Below are 19,293 nucleotides of genomic sequence, written 5' to 3'. Positions count from 1 at the left end.
TTCCCGAAACCGGGGCTCCGCCCCGGACCCCGCGCCTCAAACGCCGGCGGGGCTGGAATGTACGCAGGCGAGGGTGGGATGCGCTGTGGGTTTCGTGCGGTCTCAGTTCTGGCGGCGGACCTCGATCGTGCGGAAGCGGTTGGAGACGAAGGCGCCGTCGCAGAGGGCTGCGTTGGCCGCGGGGTTGCCGCCTGAGCCGTGGTAGTCGGAGAACGCTGCCGTCTGGTTGACGTACACGCCGCCGGTGAGGTTCAGGGAGAGCTGGGCGGACTCGTCCAGGCAGACGTCCTCCACCGCGCGCTCCACCTCCGGGGACGTGGTGTACGCGCCCACCGTCATCGCGCCCTTCTCGCGGATCGTGCGGCGCAGTAGCCCCAGGGCGTCCGTCGTCGAGTCGACCGCGACCGCGAAGGAGACCGGGCCGAAGCACTCCGAGAGGTAGGGGGCCTCGCCGTCCGTCTTGGCGGCGTCGAGCTTGACGATCACGGGGGTGCGGACGGTGGCGTCCGGGAAGTCCGGGTTGGTCACCTCGCGGGACGGGAGCGCGACCTCGCCCAGGTGGGTCGCCGACTCCAGGCGGGCCTTCACATCCGGGCTGACCAGGGCACCCAGCAGGCCGTTCGCCCGTGCGTCGTCGCCCAGGAGGCCGGTGACGGCGGCGGCGATGTCGCCGACCACGTCGTCGTACGACTTGTCACCGGCGTCCGTGGTGATGCCGGAGCGGGGGATGAGCACGTTCTGCGGGGTGGTGCACATCTGGCCGCTGTACAGGGAGAACGAGAACGCGAGGTTGGCGAGCATGCCGCGGTAGTCGTCCGTGGAGTCCACGACGACCGTGTTGACGCCGGCCTTCTCCGTGTAGACCTGGGCCTGGCGGGCGTTGGCCTCCAGCCAGTCGCCGAACTCCGTGGAGCCCGTGTAGTCGATGATCTTGATCTCGGGGCGGACCGCCAGCGTCTTGGCGATGCCCTCGCCGGGGCGCTCGACGGCCAGGGCGACGAGATTGGGGTCGAAACCGGCCTCCGCGAGCACCTCGCGCGCCACCTGGACCGTCAGGGCCAGCGGAAGCACCGCGCGCGGATGGGGCTTGACCAGGACCGGGTTGCCCGTGGCGAGGGAGGCGAAGAGGCCCGGGTAGCCGTTCCACGTGGGGAAGGTGTTGCAGCCGATCAGCAGCGAGATGCCGCGGCCCGCCGGGATGAACGTCTTGTGCAGCGCGAGCGGATCGCGCTTGCCCTGCGGCTTCGACCAGTCGGCCGTCCGGGGCGCGCGGAGCTGCTCCTCGTAGGCGTAGGCGACGGCTTCCAGGCCACGGTCCTGGGCGTGCGGGCCGCCGGCCTGGAACGCCATCATGAACGCCTGGCCGCTGGTGTGCATCACGGCGTGGGCGAACTCATGGGTGCGGGCGCTGATCCGCGCCAGGATCTCCACACAGGCCAGGGTCCTGGTCTCCGGGCCCGCCTCGCGCCAGGCCGGCATGCCCGCACGCATCGCCGGAAGCAGCACGTCCAGATCCGCGTGCGGGTACTCGACGCCGAGCTCGGGGCCGTACGGAGAGACCTCCCCGCCCGTCCAGCCGTCGGTGCCCGGCTGGCCGAGGTCGAGGCGGCCGCGCAGCACGGCGTCGAAGGCGGCCTTGCCCTCGGCGGCGCCGAGGCTTCCCGGAGCGCCGCCCTCTCCGTACGCCTTCGGGTGCTCGGGGTGCGGGGACCAGTAGTCACGCGTGCGGATCGCTTCGAGGGCCCGGTCCAGCGTGGGGCGGTGCTTCTCGGACAGCAGGTGCGGGGAGAGCTCGGCGGCCATGGGCGGACCAACTCCTCATCGAGCTGGGCAGGGACGGGCGGACAGAGTTAGAGTAACCGAACGATCGGTCGGGACAAGGGGGCCCACGAAACCTGTGGACAACTCGTAGGGGAGGATCGCGGACATGACCACGGCCAAGCGGGACACGTACACACCGGAGACTCTGCTGACCGTCGCCGTCCGTGTGTTCAACGAGCGCGGCTACGACGGCACCTCCATGGAGCACCTGTCCAAGGCGGCCGGAATCTCCAAGTCGTCCATCTACCACCACGTCGCGGGCAAGGAGGAGCTGCTGCGCCGCGCGGTCAGCCGGGCTCTCGACGGGCTGTTCGGGATCCTCGACGAGCCGGGGGCGACGCGGGGCCGCGCGATCGAGCGGGTCGAGTACGTCACGCGCCGTACCGTCGAGGTACTGATAGCCGAACTCCCCTACGTCACGCTGCTGCTGCGGGTCCGGGGCAACACGAAGACCGAGCGCTGGGCCCTGGAGCGGCGGCGCGAGTTCGACCAGCGGGTCGCCGAACTGCTGAAGGCGGCCGTCGCGGACGGCGATCTCCGTTCCGACGTGGACATACGGCTTGCGACGCGGCTGCTGTTCGGGATGGTCAACTCGCTCGTGGAGTGGTACCGCCCGCTGCCCGACGGCGGCGCGGACGGGGAACGCCTCGCCGACACGGTGGTGCGGCTGGCCTTGGACGGCATGAAGGCCGGTCCGGACCGCCGTTGACCACCGCATAGGCCGACCTGCCCGTATCCGCTCAGGCGAGCTCTGTGGGGCGGTCCGGGCCCGGGTCCAGGTCTGTTTCCTCGAACACCAGCAGCGTGCGCGTGGACAGTACTTCCGGAATGGCTTGAATACGGGTCAGCACCAGCTCGCGCAGCGTCCGGTTGTCCGGCGTGTGCACCAGGAGCAGGACGTCGAAGTCGCCGCTGACCAGTGCGATATGGGTGGCCCCCGGCAGTGCCTGGAGCTGTTCGCGGACCGTCCGCCAGGAGTTCTGGACGATCTTGAGCGTGATGTACGCGGAGGCGCCCTGCCCCGCCCGCTCGTGGTTCACCCGTGCGCCGAAGCCCCGGATCACGCCGTCCTCGATGAGCCGGTTGATCCGGGCGTACGCGTTCGCGCGCGATACATGGACGCGGTCGGCCACCGACCGTATCGAGGCGCGTCCGTCCGTCTGGAGCAGTCGCAGGATGGCGTGGTCGATGGAATCGAGCGGGCGTGCCGGTGGAACCTGGCCCGGCCCCTCGGCCCCGTCGGCCATTTGTTCAGCTGGCATGTTCCCGCGCCTCCCCGTCCTGGACGACCTGCCCCTATCCCAGGCTGTGGAAAACCGTTTGTCCACAGGCTGGCGGTGCCTGTAGCCAAAATGCGCTCGCGACCGAACAATCGGTAGGTGAGGCACGCCACACCTGTGCTTCACGCTGTTTTCGATATATCACCATATGTCGACACCCCTCGATGCTCGGAGGTGCCTGTCATGACGGTCCAAGAGCTGCCCGGTGCTGCCGCCTACCGGCCCACGCCGCCCCCGGCCTGGAAGCCGCTGACCGATCCCGCGCCGCTGCTCCCGGACCCGGAGCCGTACCGGGTCCTCGGTACGGACGCGGTGGCCGACGCCGATCCCGAGCTGCTGCTGCGGCTCTACGCGGAGCTGGTGCGCGGGCGGCGGTACAACGCCCAGGCGACGGCCCTGACGAAGCAGGGCAGGCTGGCGGTCTATCCGTCGAGCACGGGCCAGGAGGCGTGCGAGATCGCGGCCGCCCTGGTCCTGGAGGAGCGGGACTGGCTCTTTCCCAGCTACCGCGACACGCTCGCGGCGGTGGCCCGGGGCCTCGATCCGGTCGAGGCGCTGACGCTGCTGCGGGGTGACCGGCACACCGGCTACGACCCGCGTACGCACCGCATCGCCCCGCTCTGCACCCCGCTCGCCACCCAGTTGCCGCATGCCGTGGGCCTGGCCCACGCGGCGCGGCTGAAGGGCGACGACGTGGTCGCGCTGGCGATGGTCGGCGACGGCGGCACCAGCGAGGGCGATTTCCACGAGGCGCTGAACTTCGCGGCGGTCTGGAAGGCCCCGGTGGTCTTCCTCGTGCAGAACAACGGCTTCGCCATCTCCGTACCGCTGGCCAAGCAGACGGCGGCGCCGTCCCTGGCCCACAAGGCCGTGGGGTACGGCATGCCCGGCCGACTGGTCGACGGGAACGACGCGGCGGCGGTGCACCAGGTGCTCTCCGAGGCGGTCGCCCGGGCCAGGAGCGGCGGCGGTCCGACGCTGGTCGAGGCGGTCACGTACCGCATGGACGCCCATACGAACGCCGATGACGCGACCCGCTACCGCGGCGACAGCGAGGTCGAGGCGTGGCGGGACCACGACCCCGTCCAGCTCCTGGAGCGCGAGCTGACCGGGCGCGGCCTGCTCGACGAGGAGGGGGTGGAAGAGGCACGGGCGGCCGCCGAGCGAATGGCGGCGGCGCTGCGGGAGCGGATGAACGCGGACCCGGAGCTCGACCCGATGGACCTCTTCACCCATGTGTACGCGGAGCAGACGGCGCAGTTGCGGGAGCAGGCGGCCCGGCTGCGCCAGGAGCTGGCCGCGGAGAACGACCAGCACGGCACGGATGGGGGAGCGGCGCGATGACCACGGCAGCGGTGACGGCCGGCGAACGGACGGCGAAGGCCAAGCCCGCCACCATGGCGCAGGCGCTGGGGCGCGCGCTGCGCGACTCGATGGCCGAGGACCCCACGGTGCACGTCCTCGGGGAGGACGTCGGGACGCTCGGCGGGGTCTTCCGGATCACGGACGGCCTGGCGAAGGAGTTCGGCGACGAGCGCTGCACGGACACCCCGCTCGCCGAGGCGGGCATCCTCGGGGCGGCGGTCGGGATGGCGATGTACGGGCTGCGGCCTGTGGTCGAGATGCAGTTCGACGCGTTCGCGTATCCGGCGTTCGAGCAGCTCATCAGCCATGTCGCCAAGATGCGGAACCGGACCGGGGGCGCGATGCCGCTCCCGATCACCGTGCGGGTGCCGTACGGCGGTGGCATCGGGGGCGTCGAGCACCACAGCGACTCCTCGGAGGCGTACTACATGGCGACCCCCGGTCTCCATGTCGTCACCCCTGCCACCGTCGAGGACGCTTACGGGCTGCTGCGGGCCTCGATCGCCTCGGACGACCCGGTGGTCTTCCTGGAGCCGAAGCGGCTGTACTGGTCGAAGGCGGACTGGTCGCCGGAGCACCCCACCGCCGTGGAGCCCATCGGCCGGGCCGTCGTGCGCCGCCCCGGTCGCAGCGCCACGCTGATCACGTACGGGCCGTCCCTGCCGGTCTGCATGGAGGCCGCGCAGGCGGCGGTCGACGAGGGCTGGGACCTCGAAGTGGTCGATCTGCGCTCGCTGGTGCCGTTCGACGACGAGACCGTCGCCGCCTCCGTCCGCCGCACCGGGCGCGCGGTCGTCGTCCACGAGTCCACCGGCTTCGGCGGCCCCGGCGGCGAGATCGCGGCCCGGATCACCGAGCAGTGCTTCCACCACCTGGAGGCGCCGGTGCTGCGGGTCGCCGGGTTCGACATCCCGTATCCGCCGCCGATGCAGGAGCGGCACCACCTTCCCGGTGTGGACCGGGTCCTCGACGCCGTGGCGCGGCTCCAGTGGGAGGCGGACAACTGATGCCTCAGGTTCTTGAGTTCAAGCTCCCGGATCTCGGCGAGGGCCTGACCGAGGCCGAGATCGTGCGCTGGCTGGTGGAGGTCGGGGACGTCGTCGCCATCGACCAGCCGGTGGTCGAGGTCGAGACGGCCAAGGCGATGGTGGAGGTGCCCTGCCCGTACGGGGGTGTGGTGACCGCCCGCTTCGGCGAGGAGGGCACCGAGCTTCCGGTGGGCGCGCCGCTGCTGACCGTGGCCGTGGGATCGCCCGTGGAAGGCACCGGGGGCGGCGCGGACGCGGACTCCGGTACGGACTCAGGCACGGATTCCGGGTCCGGGAACGTGCTGGTGGGGTACGGGACCGGGGCGCCGCCGGTGCGGCGCCGGCGGGTCCGGCCGGAGGGGCTGAAGGCGGCCGTCGCCGTGCCCGTTGTGTCCGTCCAGGCTGCGGCCCCGGCACCTGCCCAGGCCCCTGCCCCCGTCGCCGACCTCGCGTCCGGGCCGGTCGCTGTGGTGTCCCCGCTGGTCCGCAGGCTCGCGCGGCAGCACGATCTGGATCTCCGCCGGCTCGCCGGGTCGGGGCCCGACGGGCTGATCCTGCGCGCCGATGTCGAGTCCGCGATCCGGTCGGCCGCCGAGGCGCCCGCCCCGGAGCCCGCCGCTTCCTCCGCGCCCGCCGGGGAGCGGGTCGCGCTGCGCGGTGTACGGGGAGCGGTCGCCGACAAGCTGGCCCGCAGCCGGCGGGAGATCCCCGACGCCACCTGCTGGGTCGACGCCGATGCGACCGAGCTGATGGCCGCGCGCGCGGCGATGAACGGCGCCGCCGGGGCCGGTGCGCCCAAGGTGTCGGTGCTCGCCCTCCTCGCCCGCATCTGCACGGCGGCCCTGGCCCGCCACCCGGAGCTGAACTCCACGGTGGACCAGGAGGCGCGCGAGATCGTCCGGCTGCCGCAGGTCCACCTCGGGTTCGCCGCGCAGACCGACCGGGACCTGGTCGTGCCCGTCGTACGGGACGCCCATGCCCGCACCACGGAGTCGATCGGCGCCGAGATCGCCCGGCTGACCGAGGCGGCCAGAACGGGCACGCTGACCCCGGCCGAGCTGACCGGCGGCACGTTCACGCTCAACAACTACGGAGTCTTCGGGGTGGACGGCTCGACGCCGATCATCAATCACCCCGAGGCCGCGATGCTGGGCGTCGGCCGGATCGTCCCCAAGCCGTGGGTGTACGAGGGCCAACTCGCCGTGCGCCAGGTCGTCCAGCTCTCGCTGACCTTCGATCACCGGGTCTGCGACGGCGGCACCGCCGGGGGCTTCCTGCGGTACGTGGCGGACTGCGTGGAGCAGCCGGCGCTGCTGCTGCGGAGCGTGTAGGGCGGCGCGGGCCCGGGTGCCCGGGCCCCGCATACTCGGTCCATGACCGCGTACGACGCCATCGTTCTCGCCGGAGGGGCCGCCAAGCGGCTGGGCGGTGCCGACAAGCCCGCCGTGCGGGTGGGCGGCCGTCCGCTCCTCGACCGGGTCCTCGCCGCCTGCCCCGACGCCGGGACCACCGTGGTGGTGGGGGACCGGCGGCCCACCGCGCGTGCGGTGACCTGGGCGCGCGAAGCCCCTCCGGGCGGAGGCCCGTTGGCCGCGCTGGGGGCCGGGGTCAGGCACACCTCGGCGGAGCGGGTGCTCGTGCTCTCCGCCGATCTGCCGTTCCTGGGCGCCGATACGGTCTCGGCCCTGCTGGCCGCCTCCGGGCGGGACGGCTTCGAGGGCGCCCTCTGCTCCGACGAGGGCGGGCGCGACCAGCCGCTCGTCGCCGTCTACCGGGGCGAGCCGCTCCGTCGCGAACTGGCCTGTCTCGCCGCCGAGCACGGAGGGCTGGGCGGGCTGCCGCTGCGGCTGCTCACGCAGGAGCTGACGCTGTGCCGGGTGGCGGCGGGCCCCCTCGCCTCGTTCGACTGCGACACCTGGGAGGACATCGCTTCGGCCCGGGCCCGGATCAGAGAACATGGGACGGTGCTGGACGAATGGATCACCACAGTCAAGGAAGAACTCGGCATCGACCTCGACGTCGACACCGGCCTCCTGCTCGACCTCGCCCGTGACGCCGCCCATGGCGTCGCCCGGCCCGCCGCGCCCCTGACGACCTTCCTCGTCGGATACGCGGCGGCGAAGGCGAGCGGCGACGGCGGAGGGCCCGAGGCCGTGGCGGAGGCCGCCCGCAAGGCGACCGCGCTCGCGCTCCGGTGGGCGGACGAGAACGAGACACCGTGACGGGGTCCGGGGGACCCGCTGCTCCGGGAGGCGGTGTCGGGTGCTCCGAGGCGGCCGGGGGGTCCGGGACGCCGGAAGGCTCCGGCGACCTCGGCGGCGACGCGGCGTCCGCGGACGGGCGTCGCGCCGGGGGCGGCCAGCGCGCCGAGGGCCGCCCGCGCGCCGTCGCGGAGACGCGCGCCGCCGCCGAGGCGGAGACGCGGGCCGACGAGGAGCGGGCCGTCGCCCAGGCGCTGGCCCTCGTGAACCAGTCGCCCCGCAACGCGGAGGACGTGCCGCCGTCCGATGGGCCCGCCGGGCCCCCGAGCGACCACTCCCCCTCGCCGGGCGACTGGCTCACCAGCCTCCACGACGACTGGTCGGATGCCCCGGCCCCCGGTGAGCGCGCCGACCGCGCCGACCCCGCCGACCGGCCGACAGGCCCCGGCGTGCCCGCCGCCCATGCGGGCGGCGCCCCCCGCCGTCCCGCTGAGCCGGGCGACCGCCCCGCCGCGCCGACAGGCCCCGGCCCCGACCCCGCCGACCGGCCGACAGGCCCCGGCCCCGGCGTACCCGCCGCCCATGCGGGCGGCGCCCCCCGCCGTCCCGCTGGTCCGGGCGACCGCCCCGCCGCCGCGCCGGACCCCCGGCCGGACGCCCCGCTGAGCGGCCCCGGCCGCTCGGATCGGCCGGAGAGTCACGGCTCCGACGCGTCCGCCCGGCCGGACGACTCCCCGTCCGAAGCCCCCCGCGCCGGAGGCGGGCCGAGCCGTCGGCCCGACGCCTCCTCCGCCGGGGGCCGGCCCGGCGCCCCTCAACACGAGGCGGTCTCCTGGCGGGCGGCGCGGGCCGTCGCCACCCGGGCCGGGCAGCGGGGTGCCGTGCGTACCGAGCTGCTCGGGCTCGGGGCGGCGTTGGGGCGGGTCCTGGGGGAGCCGCTGGCCGCGCTCACCGATCTGCCGTCCTTTGACACCTCGGCCATGGACGGGTGGGCCGTCGCGGGGCCGGGCCCCTGGCGCATCCGGGACGGCGGCGGCATCCTCGCGGGGCACGGCGCGCGCGCCCCGCTGCCGGACGGGGAGGCCGTGCGCATCGCCACGGGTGCCCGTATCCCCGCCGAGGTCACCGCCGTCATCCGCAGCGAGCACGCGCACGAGGCCAAGGGGCTGTTGTACGCACAGCGGTCCGTGAGCCAGGGTCAGGACATCCGGCCGCGCGGCCAGGAATGCCGGTCGGGGGAGATCCTGCTCCCCGCCGGGACGGTCGTCACGCCCGCCGTGCTCGGTCTTGCGGCGGCCGCCGGGTACGACGAGCTGCCCGTCCGCGCCCGGCCGCGCGTCGACGTCCTGGTGCTGGGCGACGAACTGCTGACCGCCGGGCTGCCGCACGACGGGCTGATCCGCGATGCGCTGGGCCCCATGATCGGGCCCTGGCTGCACGCGCTGGGCGCCGAGGCCACACCACCGCAGCGCCTCGGCGACGACGCGGAGGCTCTGGAGAAGGCGCTCACCGGCTCCGAGGCCGACCTGATCGTCACGACCGGTGGCACCGCCGCCGGGCCCGTCGACCACGTCCACCGCGTCCTCGACCGGATCGGGGCCGAGCTCCTGGTCGACGGGGTCGCCGTGCGTCCCGGCCATCCGATGCTGCTGGCCCGGCTCCCCTCCGACGGGCCCTGGCTCGTCGGGCTGCCCGGCAACCCCCTGGCCGCCGTCTCCGGACTGCTCACCCTGGCCGGGCCGCTCCTCGGCGGACTGGCCGGGCGCACCCCCGACGACCCGTACCGGGTGGCCGTGCGCGACGATGTGCACGGGCACCCACATGACACCCGGCTGGTGCCCGTGGTCCACCGGGCGGCGGCCGGAGAACCCGGAACCGCGGGCGGGGCAGAGCACGTCGTACCACTGCACTACAACGGTCCCGCCATGCTGCGCGGGATCGCCGCCGCAGACGGGTTGGCCGTCGTGGAGCCGGGCGGGGTACGGTCCGGCACCGAGGTGGAGATCCTCGATCTACCGTGGGCCTCGGCGACGCCGTGGACTGAAGGGTGTTTCACGTGAAACTTCCCGGCCATGACGCCATGGCCAGGCGGGCCGACGAACAGGTCGTCCCCACCCGGGTGATGCTTCCGCGCCGGGTCGTGGACGGGCCGGCACGCCAGGTCGCCAAGCGGCTGATGATGGCTCTGATGGTGCTGGCCATCACCGTGTTCATCGTCTGGGTCGACCGGGTCGGCTACCACGACGCGGCCGACGGCAAGGTCGACCTGCTGGACTCGGTGTACTACGCGACGGTCACCCTCTCGACCACCGGGTACGGCGACATCACCCCGTACAGCGACGGGGCCCGTCTCATCAATGTGGTGCTCGTGACACCGCTGCGCGTGCTCTTCCTCATCATCCTGGTCGGCACCACCCTTGAGGTCCTCACGGAGCGGACCCGGGAGGACTTCCGGCTGAAGCGTTGGAGAACCAACTTGCGTGACCACACTGTCGTCGTCGGGTTCGGCACGAAGGGCCGCTCGGCCATCCAGACCCTGTGCGCCACCGGGCTGAGCAAGGAACAGATCGTCATCGTGGATCCGGCGTCCAAGGTGATAGAGGTCGCCAACGCCGAAGGCTTCACCGGTGTCCTCGGGGACGCCACGCGCAGCGATGTGCTGCTGCGGGCCGAGCTCCAGAAGGCCCGTCAGGTCATCATCGCCACCCAGCGCGACGACACCGCGGTGCTGGTCGCGCTGACCGCCCGCCAGCTCAACCGGGGCGCGAAGATCGTGGCCGCGGTCCGCGAGGAGGAGAACGCCCCGCTGCTGCGCCAGTCCGGGGCGGACGCCGTCATCACCAGTGCCAGCGCGGCGGGCCGGCTGCTCGGCCTCTCCGTGCTCAGCCCCAGCGCGGGTACGGTCATGGAGGACCTCATCCAGCAGGGCAGCGGCCTCGATCTGGTCGAACGGCCGGTGATAAAGAGCGAGGTCGGTAAGAGCGTCCGGGAGACCGACGACCTCGTCGTCAACGTGCTGCGGGGCCACCGGCTCCTCGGCTACGACGACCCGGCGGCGAGCCCCTTGCAGCTGACGGACCGCCTGATCACCATCGTCCGCGCCTCGAACGAGCCGCCCGCCCACCCGCCGCACCAGGGCATCCCGCGTTCCTGAGACCGGCCCGCCCACGGAGTAGCCTCGCGGCCATGCATGCGATCACGATCCCCGAACCCGGTGGCCCCGAGGCGCTCGTCTGGGCCGAGGTGCCCGATCCCGTCCCCGGCGACGGCGAGGTCCTCGTCGACGTCGTGGCCAGTGCGGTCAACCGGGCCGATGTTCTCCAGCGCCAGGGCTTCTACGACCCGCCGCCGGGAGCGTCCCCCTACCCGGGCCTGGAGTGCTCCGGCCGCGTCTCGGCCCTCGGGCCCGGGGTCACCGGCTGGGCCGTCGGCGACGAGGTGTGCGCGCTCCTCGCGGGCGGCGGTTACGCGGAGAAGGTCGCCGTCCCGGCCGGCCAGCTCCTCCCCGTACCCAAGGGTCTCGACCTCGTGCGGGCGGCGGCGCTGCCCGAGGTGACGGCCACGGTCTGGTCCAACGTGTTCATGGTGGCCCATCTGCGGCCCGCCGAGACCCTGTTGGTGCACGGCGGGTCCAGCGGTATCGGCACCATGGCGATCCAGCTCGCCAAGGCCGTCGGCGCACGGGTCGCCGTGACCGCCGGCAGCCCCGACAAGCTGGCGCGCTGCGCCGAACTGGGCGCGGACATCCTGATCGACTACCGCGAGCAGGACTTCGTGGAGGAGATCCGCGAGACCACGGCCGGGGCCGGCGCGGACGTCATCCTCGACCTCATGGGCGCGAAGTACCTCGACCGGAACGTGCAGGCGCTCGCCGTCAACGGCCGGCTCGCGATCATCGGGCTCCAGGGCGGCGCCAAGGGCGAGCTGAACCTCGGCATGCTGCTCAACAAGCGGGCGGCCGTCACCGCGACGTCGCTGCGCGGGCGCCCGCTCGCCGAGAAGGCGGCGATCGTGGCGGCCGTCCGCGAGCACGTCTGGCCGCTCATCGAGGAGGGCGTCGTGAAGCCGGTGGTCGACCGCACGGTGCCGATGCGGGACGCCGCCGAGGGCCACCGCGTCATGGAGTCCAGCACCCATATCGGCAAGGTGCTGCTCCAGCCGCCGACGACCGCCTGAAAACACGCGTACGGAGAGGGCCCGGCACACCGTCGTGTGCCGGGCCCTTGGTGCGTGGTCGGTTACAGGTACGGCCCCGAGCGGACCGGGCCGTGCGGGTCCATTCCGCCGTCCTCCTCCGGGCCGCTGCCGGGCGGCAGGGCGCGGCGCATCTGCTCCAGCTGGGCGCGGGCCGCCATCTGCTGGGCGAACAGCGCGGTCTGGATGCCGTGGAACAGGCCCTCCAGCCAGCCCACCAGCTGGGCCTGGGCGATCCGCAGCTCCGCCTCGGAGGGGACCGAGTCCTCGGTGAACGGCAGGGACAGCCGCTCCAGCTCCTCCACCAGCTCCGGCGCGAGGCCGTCTTCCAGCTCCTTGACGGAACCGGCGTGGATCTCCTTGAGCCGCACCCGGCTCGCCTCGTCGAGAGGAGCGGCCCTGACCTCCTCCAGGAGCTGCTTGATCATGCTGCCGATCCGCATGACCTTCGCGGGCTGCTCGACCATCTCCGTCACCGGGACCTCCCGCGACTCGTCGTCCGTGCCACCGCCGCCGATCGCCATTCCGTCCTGCCCCACTACGAGGACCTGGGGGTGCTCCTGCGACCGTTCATTCCTCGGCATCTCCATGCCGCCATTGTCTCGCACACATGGTGTTCAACACTGTGGTGCCCCCGGAAACGGGTGATCCACCGTCCCCGGGGGCACCGAACGGCGCAGCTTCTCAGCCGGCCCGCCTCGCCAGGGCCACCCGGGAGCGGGTGAAGGCCGCCGCGAGGCCGCCCGCCAGCAGCGGGACCGCCACGGCCAGCAGGCCGATGGTCGCCCAGGGCAGCACGATCGGCGTGTACGCGGACTCCATGGGCTGCTCGCGCATGTACTCCATCGCCTCGCGCAGATCGACCAGCCGCAGCGCCACCGCGGGCACCAGACCCGCCACCGTCCCGAGCAGCACCCCGGTCAGCGCCACCACCAGGCACTGGAACCCGGAGAGCGAGCGCCGCACGCGCGGGGGCGCGCCGACCGCGCTGAGCGTGGTGAGGTCGGCCTCCGCGTCCGCCTTGGCCAGACCGGTCGTGATCGCGGCGGCGCCCACCGTCACCACCCCGGCGAACAGGGTGAGGATCAGCAGGATCGTGCTGCCCCGGTCGTTGGGCCCGGAGTTGGTCTGCACCCAGAGACCGCCCCCGGCCTGGTCGATGGACGCGGAGACCCGCTGGCTCTCCGCGTCCGTGGGGTCGTGGCCGACGGCGTACACACTGCCGAGCGGCTCCGTGTGCAGGCCGAGGCGTTCGGCGGCCCGCTGCGGGAGGATCATGCGGAGGCCGGGCGTGGTGGCGTACTCGGCCTTCGCGATGTACACCTTCAGCCGGTCCGTCGTCTTCCGGGCGGGCCCGGGGTGCAGCCTGCGGTTCTTCTTGTCCTTGGCGTTGTACGTGTGGACGGCCTTGAGGGTGACCTCGCCGTTCTCCGCGTACGCCTCGTTGAGCAGGACCGGGGTGCCGGCCTTCAGGGCGGCGGCCGCCGCCGGGTCGTGCAGCTTCACGTACGTGCCGAGCAGCGCCGCGTCACCGACGACGATGTTGTCGTCGGTGAAGGTCCCGGTGGAGTTGTGCACGTCCACGCAGGCGGGGGTCCGCATCATCGCGCGGTGCTCGTCGGCGGAGAGCCGCGTGGCCAGCTCCTTGGCGCCCTCGGTGTCGAGCGGGCAGGTGTGGCCCTTGCCGGTCGGCTTGACCAGCGAGAGGGCGCCGCAGCCCTTCCCGTTTTCCTCGAAGTAGACGTTGCAGTCGCTGCCCGCCCAGACCCGGGAGATGTCGGCCCGGCGGCCGGTCACCGCCATGTCGTGCTCGACGGCGGCACGGGCCGCCGGAAGCCGCTCGGCAGCCTCGGGGTCGCCGGCCGACAGGGCGATCGTGCCCTTGGTCAGCATCGGCATATAGGCGTAGTCGTTCTCGGCCAGATTGCTGGACATGTACGTCGCGATGGCGACGGAGCCCGCGACCGCGGCCATCACGGCGGCCACCGCCGGAGCGGTACGGCCCCGGTTGCGGGCCGCGTCGCGCAGCGCCATCCGGGGCGACAGCGGGAGCCTGCGCCCGAGCCGGCCCAGCAGCCCGACGATCACCGGGATACAGGCCAGCAGGCCCAGCTCGGCGACGACCGAACCGCCGGCGACCAGCGTGGAGTTGCCGCCGGTGCCCCCGTACACGGCGATGAGCACACCGAGCGCGAGCACACAGGCGCCCGTGATCGGCAGCACCCGGGAGCTTCGGCGCACCCCGCGCCGGCCGGTCAGCGACTCCAGCACGGACTGCCGGCCGGCCACGATCGCCGGGGCGAACGCCGCCAGCAGGCCGGTGACCAGACCGAGCACGGCGATGACCAGGAGCTCGGCCGGATGCAGCGCGAGGGAGCCGAAGCGGTGACCGGCCCAGCCCTCGATCATCGGCCGGAACACCACCGTCAGCACCAGACCCGTCACGACACCGGCGACCGCGCCGACGCCGCCGAGGACGAGACCGCCCCCGAGGACCACGGCACGGACCTGGCTCCGGTCGCCGCCGCACGTGCCGAGCAGGCCGAGCTGGCGCCGGGAGCGGCGGGCGCCGACGGCGAACGCGGGCCCGGCCAGCAGCACGACCTCCAGGAGCGCCATCGCGACCACGGTGATCAGCGCGGTGCTGGTCTCGTCGGACGTGAAGCTGCGGTCGGCGGCGTACTGCGGGTTCGTCCGCAGCAGCGGGATCTCGGAGTCCGGCGGCGGGTTCTCGAAGACCTGCCGGGAGGTGACGAGGGCACCGGCCTTGTTGGCGGCCAGCACGTCCTGCCAGCCGATCCCGGCCTCCCCGGCCCCCTCGACCAGCCACCGCGTCTCGCCCGGCTGGGGCGCCGGCACCTTCTTGTCGTGCTTCGCCAGGGCCGCCCAAGGGGCGATCACCGCGCCCGGTTCCGCGTACAGCGCCTTCGCGTCCAGGTCGGCGGGCAGCTCCACCGCGCCGGTGATCGTGTACTTCCTGCCGGAGGTCGTCACCGTGACGTCGGAGCCCACATGCAGGCCCGCCGACTTCAGGAACGCCTCGGTGGCCACCAGCTCGCCGGTGGAACGCGGGAACGCGCCCCCGGCGAGGTCGATCCGGCTCCGGGCCATCCGGTCCGAGGTCCTGAGCTCGATGATCTCGGTGCTCGCGATGCCGTACGAGGTGGTGACGGTCGCGGACACGGACTGCTCGCTGATCGCCCGTACGCCCTTCGGGAACACGGCGCGCATGTCGACCGGCTTCGGTGCCTCGGAGGGCTCCTTGCCGCTCGCCCTGTCGTACATGTTGCCGTCGGGCATCTGCTGGATCGGACCCAGGCCGACATCGCTGTACACCGCGTCGGCCGCGCCGATCTCGGCCGTCAGCTCCTCGGCCGGGCTCAGATCCGCGCTGCGGTACGTGATGTCGGCGGCCGTCACCCCGAGGACCGGCAGCGCGATCATCGCGACCACCAGGGCGCTGCGGCCCTTGGCCCGCAGGGCGTCGCGGCGGGCTATCCGGAGGGCGGCGCGCCACCCCGTGAAGAGGCTCACTCGGCTCCCCCGGCGGCCAGCAGCGAGTCGGCCCCGGCCGTCAGTGTCTGGTCCACGATCGAACCGTCCCGGAGGAAGACGACCCGGTCCGCCCAGGCCGCGTAACGCGGTTCGTGCGTGACCATCACCCCGGCGGCGCCCTGGTCGCAGCGGTTGCGCAGGAGCGCGAGGACGGTCTCGCCGGTCTCGGAGTCGAGTGCCCCGGTCGGCTCGTCGGCGAGGACCAGGCGCCGGTCGCCCACCAGCGCGCGGGCGATGGCGACGCGCTGCTGCTGGCCGCCGGACATCTCGTCCGGGAAGCGGTCCGCGATCTCCAGGAGCTTCATCTCCTCCAGCGCGGCGCGGGCCTCCCTGCGGGCCCTGCGGACCGAGACGCCGTCGAGCTCGCGGGGCAGGGCGATGTTCTCGGCGGCGGTCAGGGCGGGGATCAGGTTGTAGTCCTGGAAGACGTAGCCGACGCTGCGGCGGCGCAGGGCGGCGAGGCCCTTGCGGCCGAGCGCGGAGATGTCCTGGCCCTCGATGATCACCTGGCCGCCGCTCGCGGTGTCGAGACCGCCGGCGAGGGTGAGCAGGGTGGACTTGCCGGAGCCGGACGGGCCCATGACGGCGACGAGCTCACCGGCGTGCACCGACAGGCTGATGCCGCGCAGCGCCTGGACCTCGGCGATGCCGGTGCCGTGGGTGCGGGTGAGCGAGCGGAGTTCGAGCACCGGTGCGTCCACCGGCAGCGGCGGGGCGTACGGCGACGGGACGTGCAGGGACATGGTTCCCTCTCGGAACGGTGGATGTAGAGGCGCCGGACTCAGCGGCGCGTGCGGGAGCGGGCGGAGGGCCGCGCGGCGGTGCGGGCGGCCGGGCCCGGGGACGGGCTCTCCTCCGGCTCCGTGGCGGCGGCCTCGGCGAGACGGATCAGCCGGGCCTCGCAGTGGTCGAGCCAGCGCGCCTCGGCCTCGGCCTGGAAGATCAGCTGCTCCACGACGAGCAGCCACGCCACCTCGTCGCGGTTGGCGGGGGCCTGGGCGAGGGACCGCGCCTTGAGGCGGGTGTAGTCCTGCATGGCCTTCACCGTGTGGTGGCGCTGGGCCTGGATGACGGCCTTGATGTCGACGCCGGGCGCCCCGACCGCCATGGCCAGCTTGATGGCCAGCTCGTCACGGGGCGGGTTGCTGCGGTCGACCGGCGTCTCGAACCAGGCGCGCAGCTCGGTGCGCCCGGCGTCGCTGATCGAGTAGAGGGCGTGGCCCTGGTCGTCCTCGCCGTCCTGGACGACCAGGCCGTCGCGCTCCAGCCGGCTCAGCGTCGTGTACACCTGCCCGACGTTGAGCGGCCAGGTGGCGCCGGTGCGCGATTCGAATTCGGTGCGGAGCTGGGAGCCGTAACGCGGCCCGCGCTCCAGGAGGGCGAGGAGCCCATGACGGATCGACATACTGAGTATGTATACCGAGTATGTTGATCAACGCAAGTCTTCGGGGAGCGGTTCGGAAGGAGCCCCGCACGGTCAGCGGGCCCGGCGCATCCGCAGGGCCAGGAAGCCGAGACCCAGCCCGACCAGGGCGATTCCCGCGCCGAGCGACAGCTGCTGGAACCGCCGCACGGTCGTCCCGCTCAGGGCCTGCCGGCCTTCGGGCGGGGGATCGCGGAAGTCGGCCGGGTCGGGGGTGAAGACCGGCACGGCGGCGGATTCGGAGGGCGAGGGCCGCGGCTCCCGGTCCTCCAGCGCGTCCTGCCGCGCCACCTCGGCGGCCGACCGCCCGGGCCGCTGCCGCCCCGCCCCGGCGGGCCACCCGGCGAGCGGAGACTGCGCGTCAACGGGCCGGGACGCGCCCGGCGAAGGAGAAGCGGAGGACGAAGGAGAAGCGGAGGACGAAGGAGAAGCGGAGGACGAAGAGGAAGCGCCCGGCGAAGGAGAAGCGGAGGACGAAGGCGTCCCCGAGGCGCCCGGAGCCGCCGCCCCCAGGGACGCGGCCGCCGTCAGCGCCAGGCAGGCCACGCCCCGAGAGGAGCGCGCGCGGAGCCGTCCCGAAGCCATGCGGTCACCGTCACACGCGACGGCACGACCGGCATCCCGGGTGAGGCGTACGGATGGCTCCCGCCCGCGGGCGGGGAACTACGCGGGGTCCCCCGTCGCGATCTCCAGCTCGAAGTGCGCGCCGGTCTCCGACATCGCGGCCCCGGACGACGGGAACTGATTGACGACCTGGTCCTCCGCGTACGCGTTGCCCGGGACCTTCTTCACCTTGAGCGTCCAGCCCGCCGCGTCCGCGCAGGCGCGCACCGAGAGGATGTCCTTGTACATGAAGTTCGGAGCGTCGACCTTGCTCGGATCGTCGAGATTCTCGTCCGCGTCCGTGCACTTCTCGGTCTCGATCGTCCGGTTCCGCTCCGGATCGCGGTGATCGCCGGCCGGGGACTCGGTGGCCTTGGCGTCCGCGCCGCCCTTGTCGTCGCCGTTGAGTGCGATGACCGTGATCAGGCCGCCGATCGCGACCAGGGCCACGACGATCGAGCCGATGATCACCGGCATGTTCCGCTTGGAGCCGCCGCCCGAAGCGGGCGCCTGGTGGGACACCGTGTACGGCGCGGGCGTCTGGTGCTGCATCGGTGCCGGGCTCTGGTAGGCCGGGGCGCCCGTCTGCGGGTAGCCGTACGACGGGTTCGTGACGGGCGCCGGCGTCGCCGGGCCGTACGGGCCGGGGGTCTGGTACGGGCCCGGCTGGTACGGCGTCTGGACGCTCTGCGGGGCCGGCGCGGACTGGTCGACGGGCGGGAAGACCGCCGAGCCGACGCCGGAACCGCTGTTGGCAGGGGCACCGGCGTCCCCGACGATCACCGGGGCACCGGTGTGGGTGCCGGCGCTCAGCACGCGGGCGATCTCGTCCTGCATGGCCGCGGCGCTCGGGAAGCGCTCGTTCGGGTTCTTCTTCAGCGCGCGGGCGACGAGCGCGTCCATCGCCGGCGTCACCGAGCGGTTGATCGCCGACGGGGCGACCGGCTCCTCCTGCACATGCGCGTACGCGATGGCGAGCGGGGAGTCCGCGTCGAAGGGGAGCCGCCCGGTCAGCAGCTGGAAGAGCATGATGCCGACCGAGTACAGGTCGGAGCGCGCGTCGACGCCCCGGCCGAGGGCCTGCTCGGGGGAGAGGTACTGCGGGGTGCCGACGACCATGCCGGTCTGCGTCATCGACGTCACGCCCGACTGCATGGCGCGGGCGATGCCGAAGTCCATGACCTTCACGACACCGCGCTTGGTCACCATGACGTTGCCCGGCTTGATGTCGCGGTGCACCAGGCCCATCTCGTGGCTGGTGTCGAGCGCGGCCAGCACGTCCGAGGTCACCTTGAGCGCCTTGTCGGCCGGCATGGCGCCCTGGGAGCGGATGTCGGCCGCGAGCACCGAACCGAGCGGCTGGCCCTCGACGTACTCCATGACGATGTACGGCATCAGCGCGCCGCCGAGCTCGTCCTCGCCCGTGTCGAACACCGAGACGATGTTGGTGTGCTGGAGCTTGGCCACGGCCTGGGCCTCGCGGCGGAAGCGCTCACGGAACGACTGCTCGCGGCCCAGCTCGGTGTGGAGTGTCTTGATCGCGACCTGCCGGTCGAGGGCGGAGTCGTACGCCAGGTATACGGACGCCATCCCGCCTTCGCCGAGCAGGTCGCGCAGCTGGTAGCGGCCGCCGGCGACGGACCCGCCCGCGTAACGACCCTGCGAACCGTGTCCGCCGTCGTGGCTCATGACTTGCTTCCCCCTCGGCGCGCGACTCCCGGGAACTCGGCGCGCGACTCACGCGATCATCCGTAATTACTGGCCAAGTCTGCCGTAGGGGTACGACACGTCAAGCCGGGTGCCCGTTCCGTGACCGTACGCGC

At 73.1% G+C, this 19,293-nt stretch carries 16 protein-coding genes; 8 read left to right on the top strand and 8 right to left on the bottom strand.

Annotated features, from left to right (window positions below):
* Positions 1-102: 102 nt before the first annotated feature.
* Positions 103-1,803, bottom strand: a complete 1,701-nt coding sequence (gene paaN, locus ACIQZN_RS19085; protein WP_403994825.1) for a phenylacetic acid degradation protein PaaN — start codon at positions 1,801-1,803, stop codon at positions 103-105.
* A 124-nt stretch (positions 1,804-1,927) separates the two neighbouring features.
* Between paaN and ACIQZN_RS19080 the strand changes: the two genes are divergently transcribed.
* A complete protein-coding gene (locus ACIQZN_RS19080; protein ID WP_018101939.1) occupies positions 1,928-2,530 on the top strand; it encodes a TetR/AcrR family transcriptional regulator in 603 nt (200 codons plus the stop codon).
* A gap of 31 nt (positions 2,531-2,561) precedes the next feature.
* Here the strand turns inward: ACIQZN_RS19080 and ACIQZN_RS19075 are convergent, their stop codons facing one another.
* Positions 2,562-3,068, bottom strand: a complete 507-nt coding sequence (locus tag ACIQZN_RS19075) for an Lrp/AsnC family transcriptional regulator (RefSeq protein ID WP_383165682.1) — start codon at positions 3,066-3,068, stop codon at positions 2,562-2,564.
* Between the two features lie 216 nt (positions 3,069-3,284).
* Here ACIQZN_RS19075 and pdhA point away from each other — a divergent pair, with 216 nt between their 5' ends.
* The 7 genes from pdhA (at position 3,285) to ACIQZN_RS19040 (ending at position 11,871) form a co-directional block, all read left to right on the top strand.
* Positions 3,285-4,445, top strand: a complete 1,161-nt coding sequence (gene pdhA / locus ACIQZN_RS19070) for a pyruvate dehydrogenase (acetyl-transferring) E1 component subunit alpha (RefSeq protein WP_403994822.1) — start codon at positions 3,285-3,287, stop codon at positions 4,443-4,445.
* A complete protein-coding gene (locus tag ACIQZN_RS19065) occupies positions 4,442-5,473 on the top strand; it encodes an alpha-ketoacid dehydrogenase subunit beta (protein ID WP_403994819.1) in 1,032 nt (343 codons plus the stop codon). The genes pdhA and ACIQZN_RS19065 overlap by 4 nt, the downstream gene beginning before the upstream one ends.
* Entirely contained in the window at positions 5,473-6,825 is a 1,353-nt protein-coding gene (locus tag ACIQZN_RS19060) for a dihydrolipoamide acetyltransferase family protein (RefSeq protein WP_403994816.1), read from the top strand. Before ACIQZN_RS19065 ends, ACIQZN_RS19060 begins: the two co-directional genes overlap by 1 nt.
* Positions 6,826-6,867: 42 nt before the next feature.
* Entirely contained in the window at positions 6,868-7,716 is an 849-nt protein-coding gene (locus ACIQZN_RS19055) for an NTP transferase domain-containing protein (RefSeq protein WP_403994813.1), read from the top strand.
* A gap of 272 nt (positions 7,717-7,988) precedes the next feature.
* Positions 7,989-9,755, top strand: a complete 1,767-nt coding sequence (locus ACIQZN_RS19050) for a molybdopterin-binding protein (protein WP_403995121.1) — start codon at positions 7,989-7,991, stop codon at positions 9,753-9,755.
* Positions 9,756-9,775: 20 nt separating this feature from the next.
* Positions 9,776-10,849: a potassium channel family protein gene (locus ACIQZN_RS19045; RefSeq protein ID WP_403995118.1), complete on the top strand. Its 1,074-nt coding sequence runs from the start codon at positions 9,776-9,778 to the stop codon at positions 10,847-10,849.
* Between the two features lie 32 nt (positions 10,850-10,881).
* On the top strand, positions 10,882-11,871 hold the full coding sequence (locus tag ACIQZN_RS19040) for an NAD(P)H-quinone oxidoreductase (RefSeq protein WP_403994810.1): 990 nt from the start codon (positions 10,882-10,884) through the stop codon (positions 11,869-11,871).
* Between the two features lie 62 nt (positions 11,872-11,933).
* Here ACIQZN_RS19040 and ACIQZN_RS19035 read toward each other — a convergent pair whose 3' ends face one another.
* The 6 genes from ACIQZN_RS19035 to ACIQZN_RS19010 form a co-directional block, all read right to left on the bottom strand.
* Positions 11,934-12,479, bottom strand: a complete 546-nt coding sequence (locus ACIQZN_RS19035; protein WP_403994808.1) for a bacterial proteasome activator family protein — start codon at positions 12,477-12,479, stop codon at positions 11,934-11,936.
* A 94-nt stretch (positions 12,480-12,573) separates the two neighbouring features.
* Complete coding sequence (locus ACIQZN_RS19030; RefSeq protein WP_403994806.1) at positions 12,574-15,423, bottom strand: FtsX-like permease family protein; 2,850 nt, start codon at positions 15,421-15,423, stop codon at positions 12,574-12,576.
* Positions 15,420-16,187, bottom strand: coding sequence for an ABC transporter ATP-binding protein (locus tag ACIQZN_RS19025; RefSeq protein ID WP_403994803.1), 768 nt, complete (start codon positions 16,185-16,187; stop codon positions 15,420-15,422). Before ACIQZN_RS19025 ends, ACIQZN_RS19030 begins: the two co-directional genes overlap by 4 nt.
* A 38-nt stretch (positions 16,188-16,225) precedes the next feature.
* Positions 16,226-16,849, bottom strand: coding sequence for a PadR family transcriptional regulator (locus ACIQZN_RS19020; RefSeq protein WP_403994800.1), 624 nt, complete (start codon positions 16,847-16,849; stop codon positions 16,226-16,228).
* Between the two features lie 72 nt (positions 16,850-16,921).
* Positions 16,922-17,158 carry a hypothetical protein gene (locus tag ACIQZN_RS19015; protein WP_403994797.1) on the bottom strand — a complete coding sequence of 79 codons (237 nt, stop codon included), beginning with the start codon at positions 17,156-17,158 and terminating at the stop codon, positions 16,922-16,924.
* A gap of 372 nt (positions 17,159-17,530) precedes the next feature.
* Positions 17,531-19,159, bottom strand: coding sequence for a protein kinase (locus ACIQZN_RS19010; RefSeq protein WP_403994794.1), 1,629 nt, complete (start codon positions 19,157-19,159; stop codon positions 17,531-17,533).
* Between the last annotated feature and the right edge of the window lie 134 nt (positions 19,160-19,293).

It is taken from the genome of Streptomyces sp. NPDC097595 (assembly GCF_044761525.1).
Taxonomy (GTDB): Bacteria; Actinomycetota; Actinomycetes; order Streptomycetales; family Streptomycetaceae; genus Streptomyces; species Streptomyces drozdowiczii_A.
Note: the sequence above shows the minus strand (reverse complement) of the source record. Positions and strands in the feature narration are given on the sequence as shown.

Coding starts and splice junctions, on each gene's coding strand:
- paaN (WP_403994825.1), bottom strand. CDS start 1,803: ATGGCCGCCGAGCTCTCCCCGCACCTGCTGTCCGAGAAGCACCGCCCC.
- ACIQZN_RS19075 (WP_383165682.1), bottom strand. CDS start 3,068: ATGGCCGACGGGGCCGAGGGGCCGGGCCAGGTTCCACCGGCACGCCCG.
- pdhA (WP_403994822.1), top strand. CDS start 3,285: ATGACGGTCCAAGAGCTGCCCGGTGCTGCCGCCTACCGGCCCACGCCG.
- ACIQZN_RS19010 (WP_403994794.1), bottom strand. CDS start 19,159: ATGAGCCACGACGGCGGACACGGTTCGCAGGGTCGTTACGCGGGCGGG.
- ACIQZN_RS19055 (WP_403994813.1), top strand. CDS start 6,868: ATGACCGCGTACGACGCCATCGTTCTCGCCGGAGGGGCCGCCAAGCGG.
- ACIQZN_RS19080 (WP_018101939.1), top strand. CDS start 1,928: ATGACCACGGCCAAGCGGGACACGTACACACCGGAGACTCTGCTGACC.
- ACIQZN_RS19035 (WP_403994808.1), bottom strand. CDS start 12,479: ATGGAGATGCCGAGGAATGAACGGTCGCAGGAGCACCCCCAGGTCCTC.
- ACIQZN_RS19020 (WP_403994800.1), bottom strand. CDS start 16,849: ATGTCGATCCGTCATGGGCTCCTCGCCCTCCTGGAGCGCGGGCCGCGT.
- ACIQZN_RS19060 (WP_403994816.1), top strand. CDS start 5,473: ATGCCTCAGGTTCTTGAGTTCAAGCTCCCGGATCTCGGCGAGGGCCTG.
- ACIQZN_RS19045 (WP_403995118.1), top strand. CDS start 9,776: ATGGCCAGGCGGGCCGACGAACAGGTCGTCCCCACCCGGGTGATGCTT.
- ACIQZN_RS19040 (WP_403994810.1), top strand. CDS start 10,882: ATGCATGCGATCACGATCCCCGAACCCGGTGGCCCCGAGGCGCTCGTC.
- ACIQZN_RS19065 (WP_403994819.1), top strand. CDS start 4,442: ATGACCACGGCAGCGGTGACGGCCGGCGAACGGACGGCGAAGGCCAAG.
- ACIQZN_RS19025 (WP_403994803.1), bottom strand. CDS start 16,187: ATGTCCCTGCACGTCCCGTCGCCGTACGCCCCGCCGCTGCCGGTGGAC.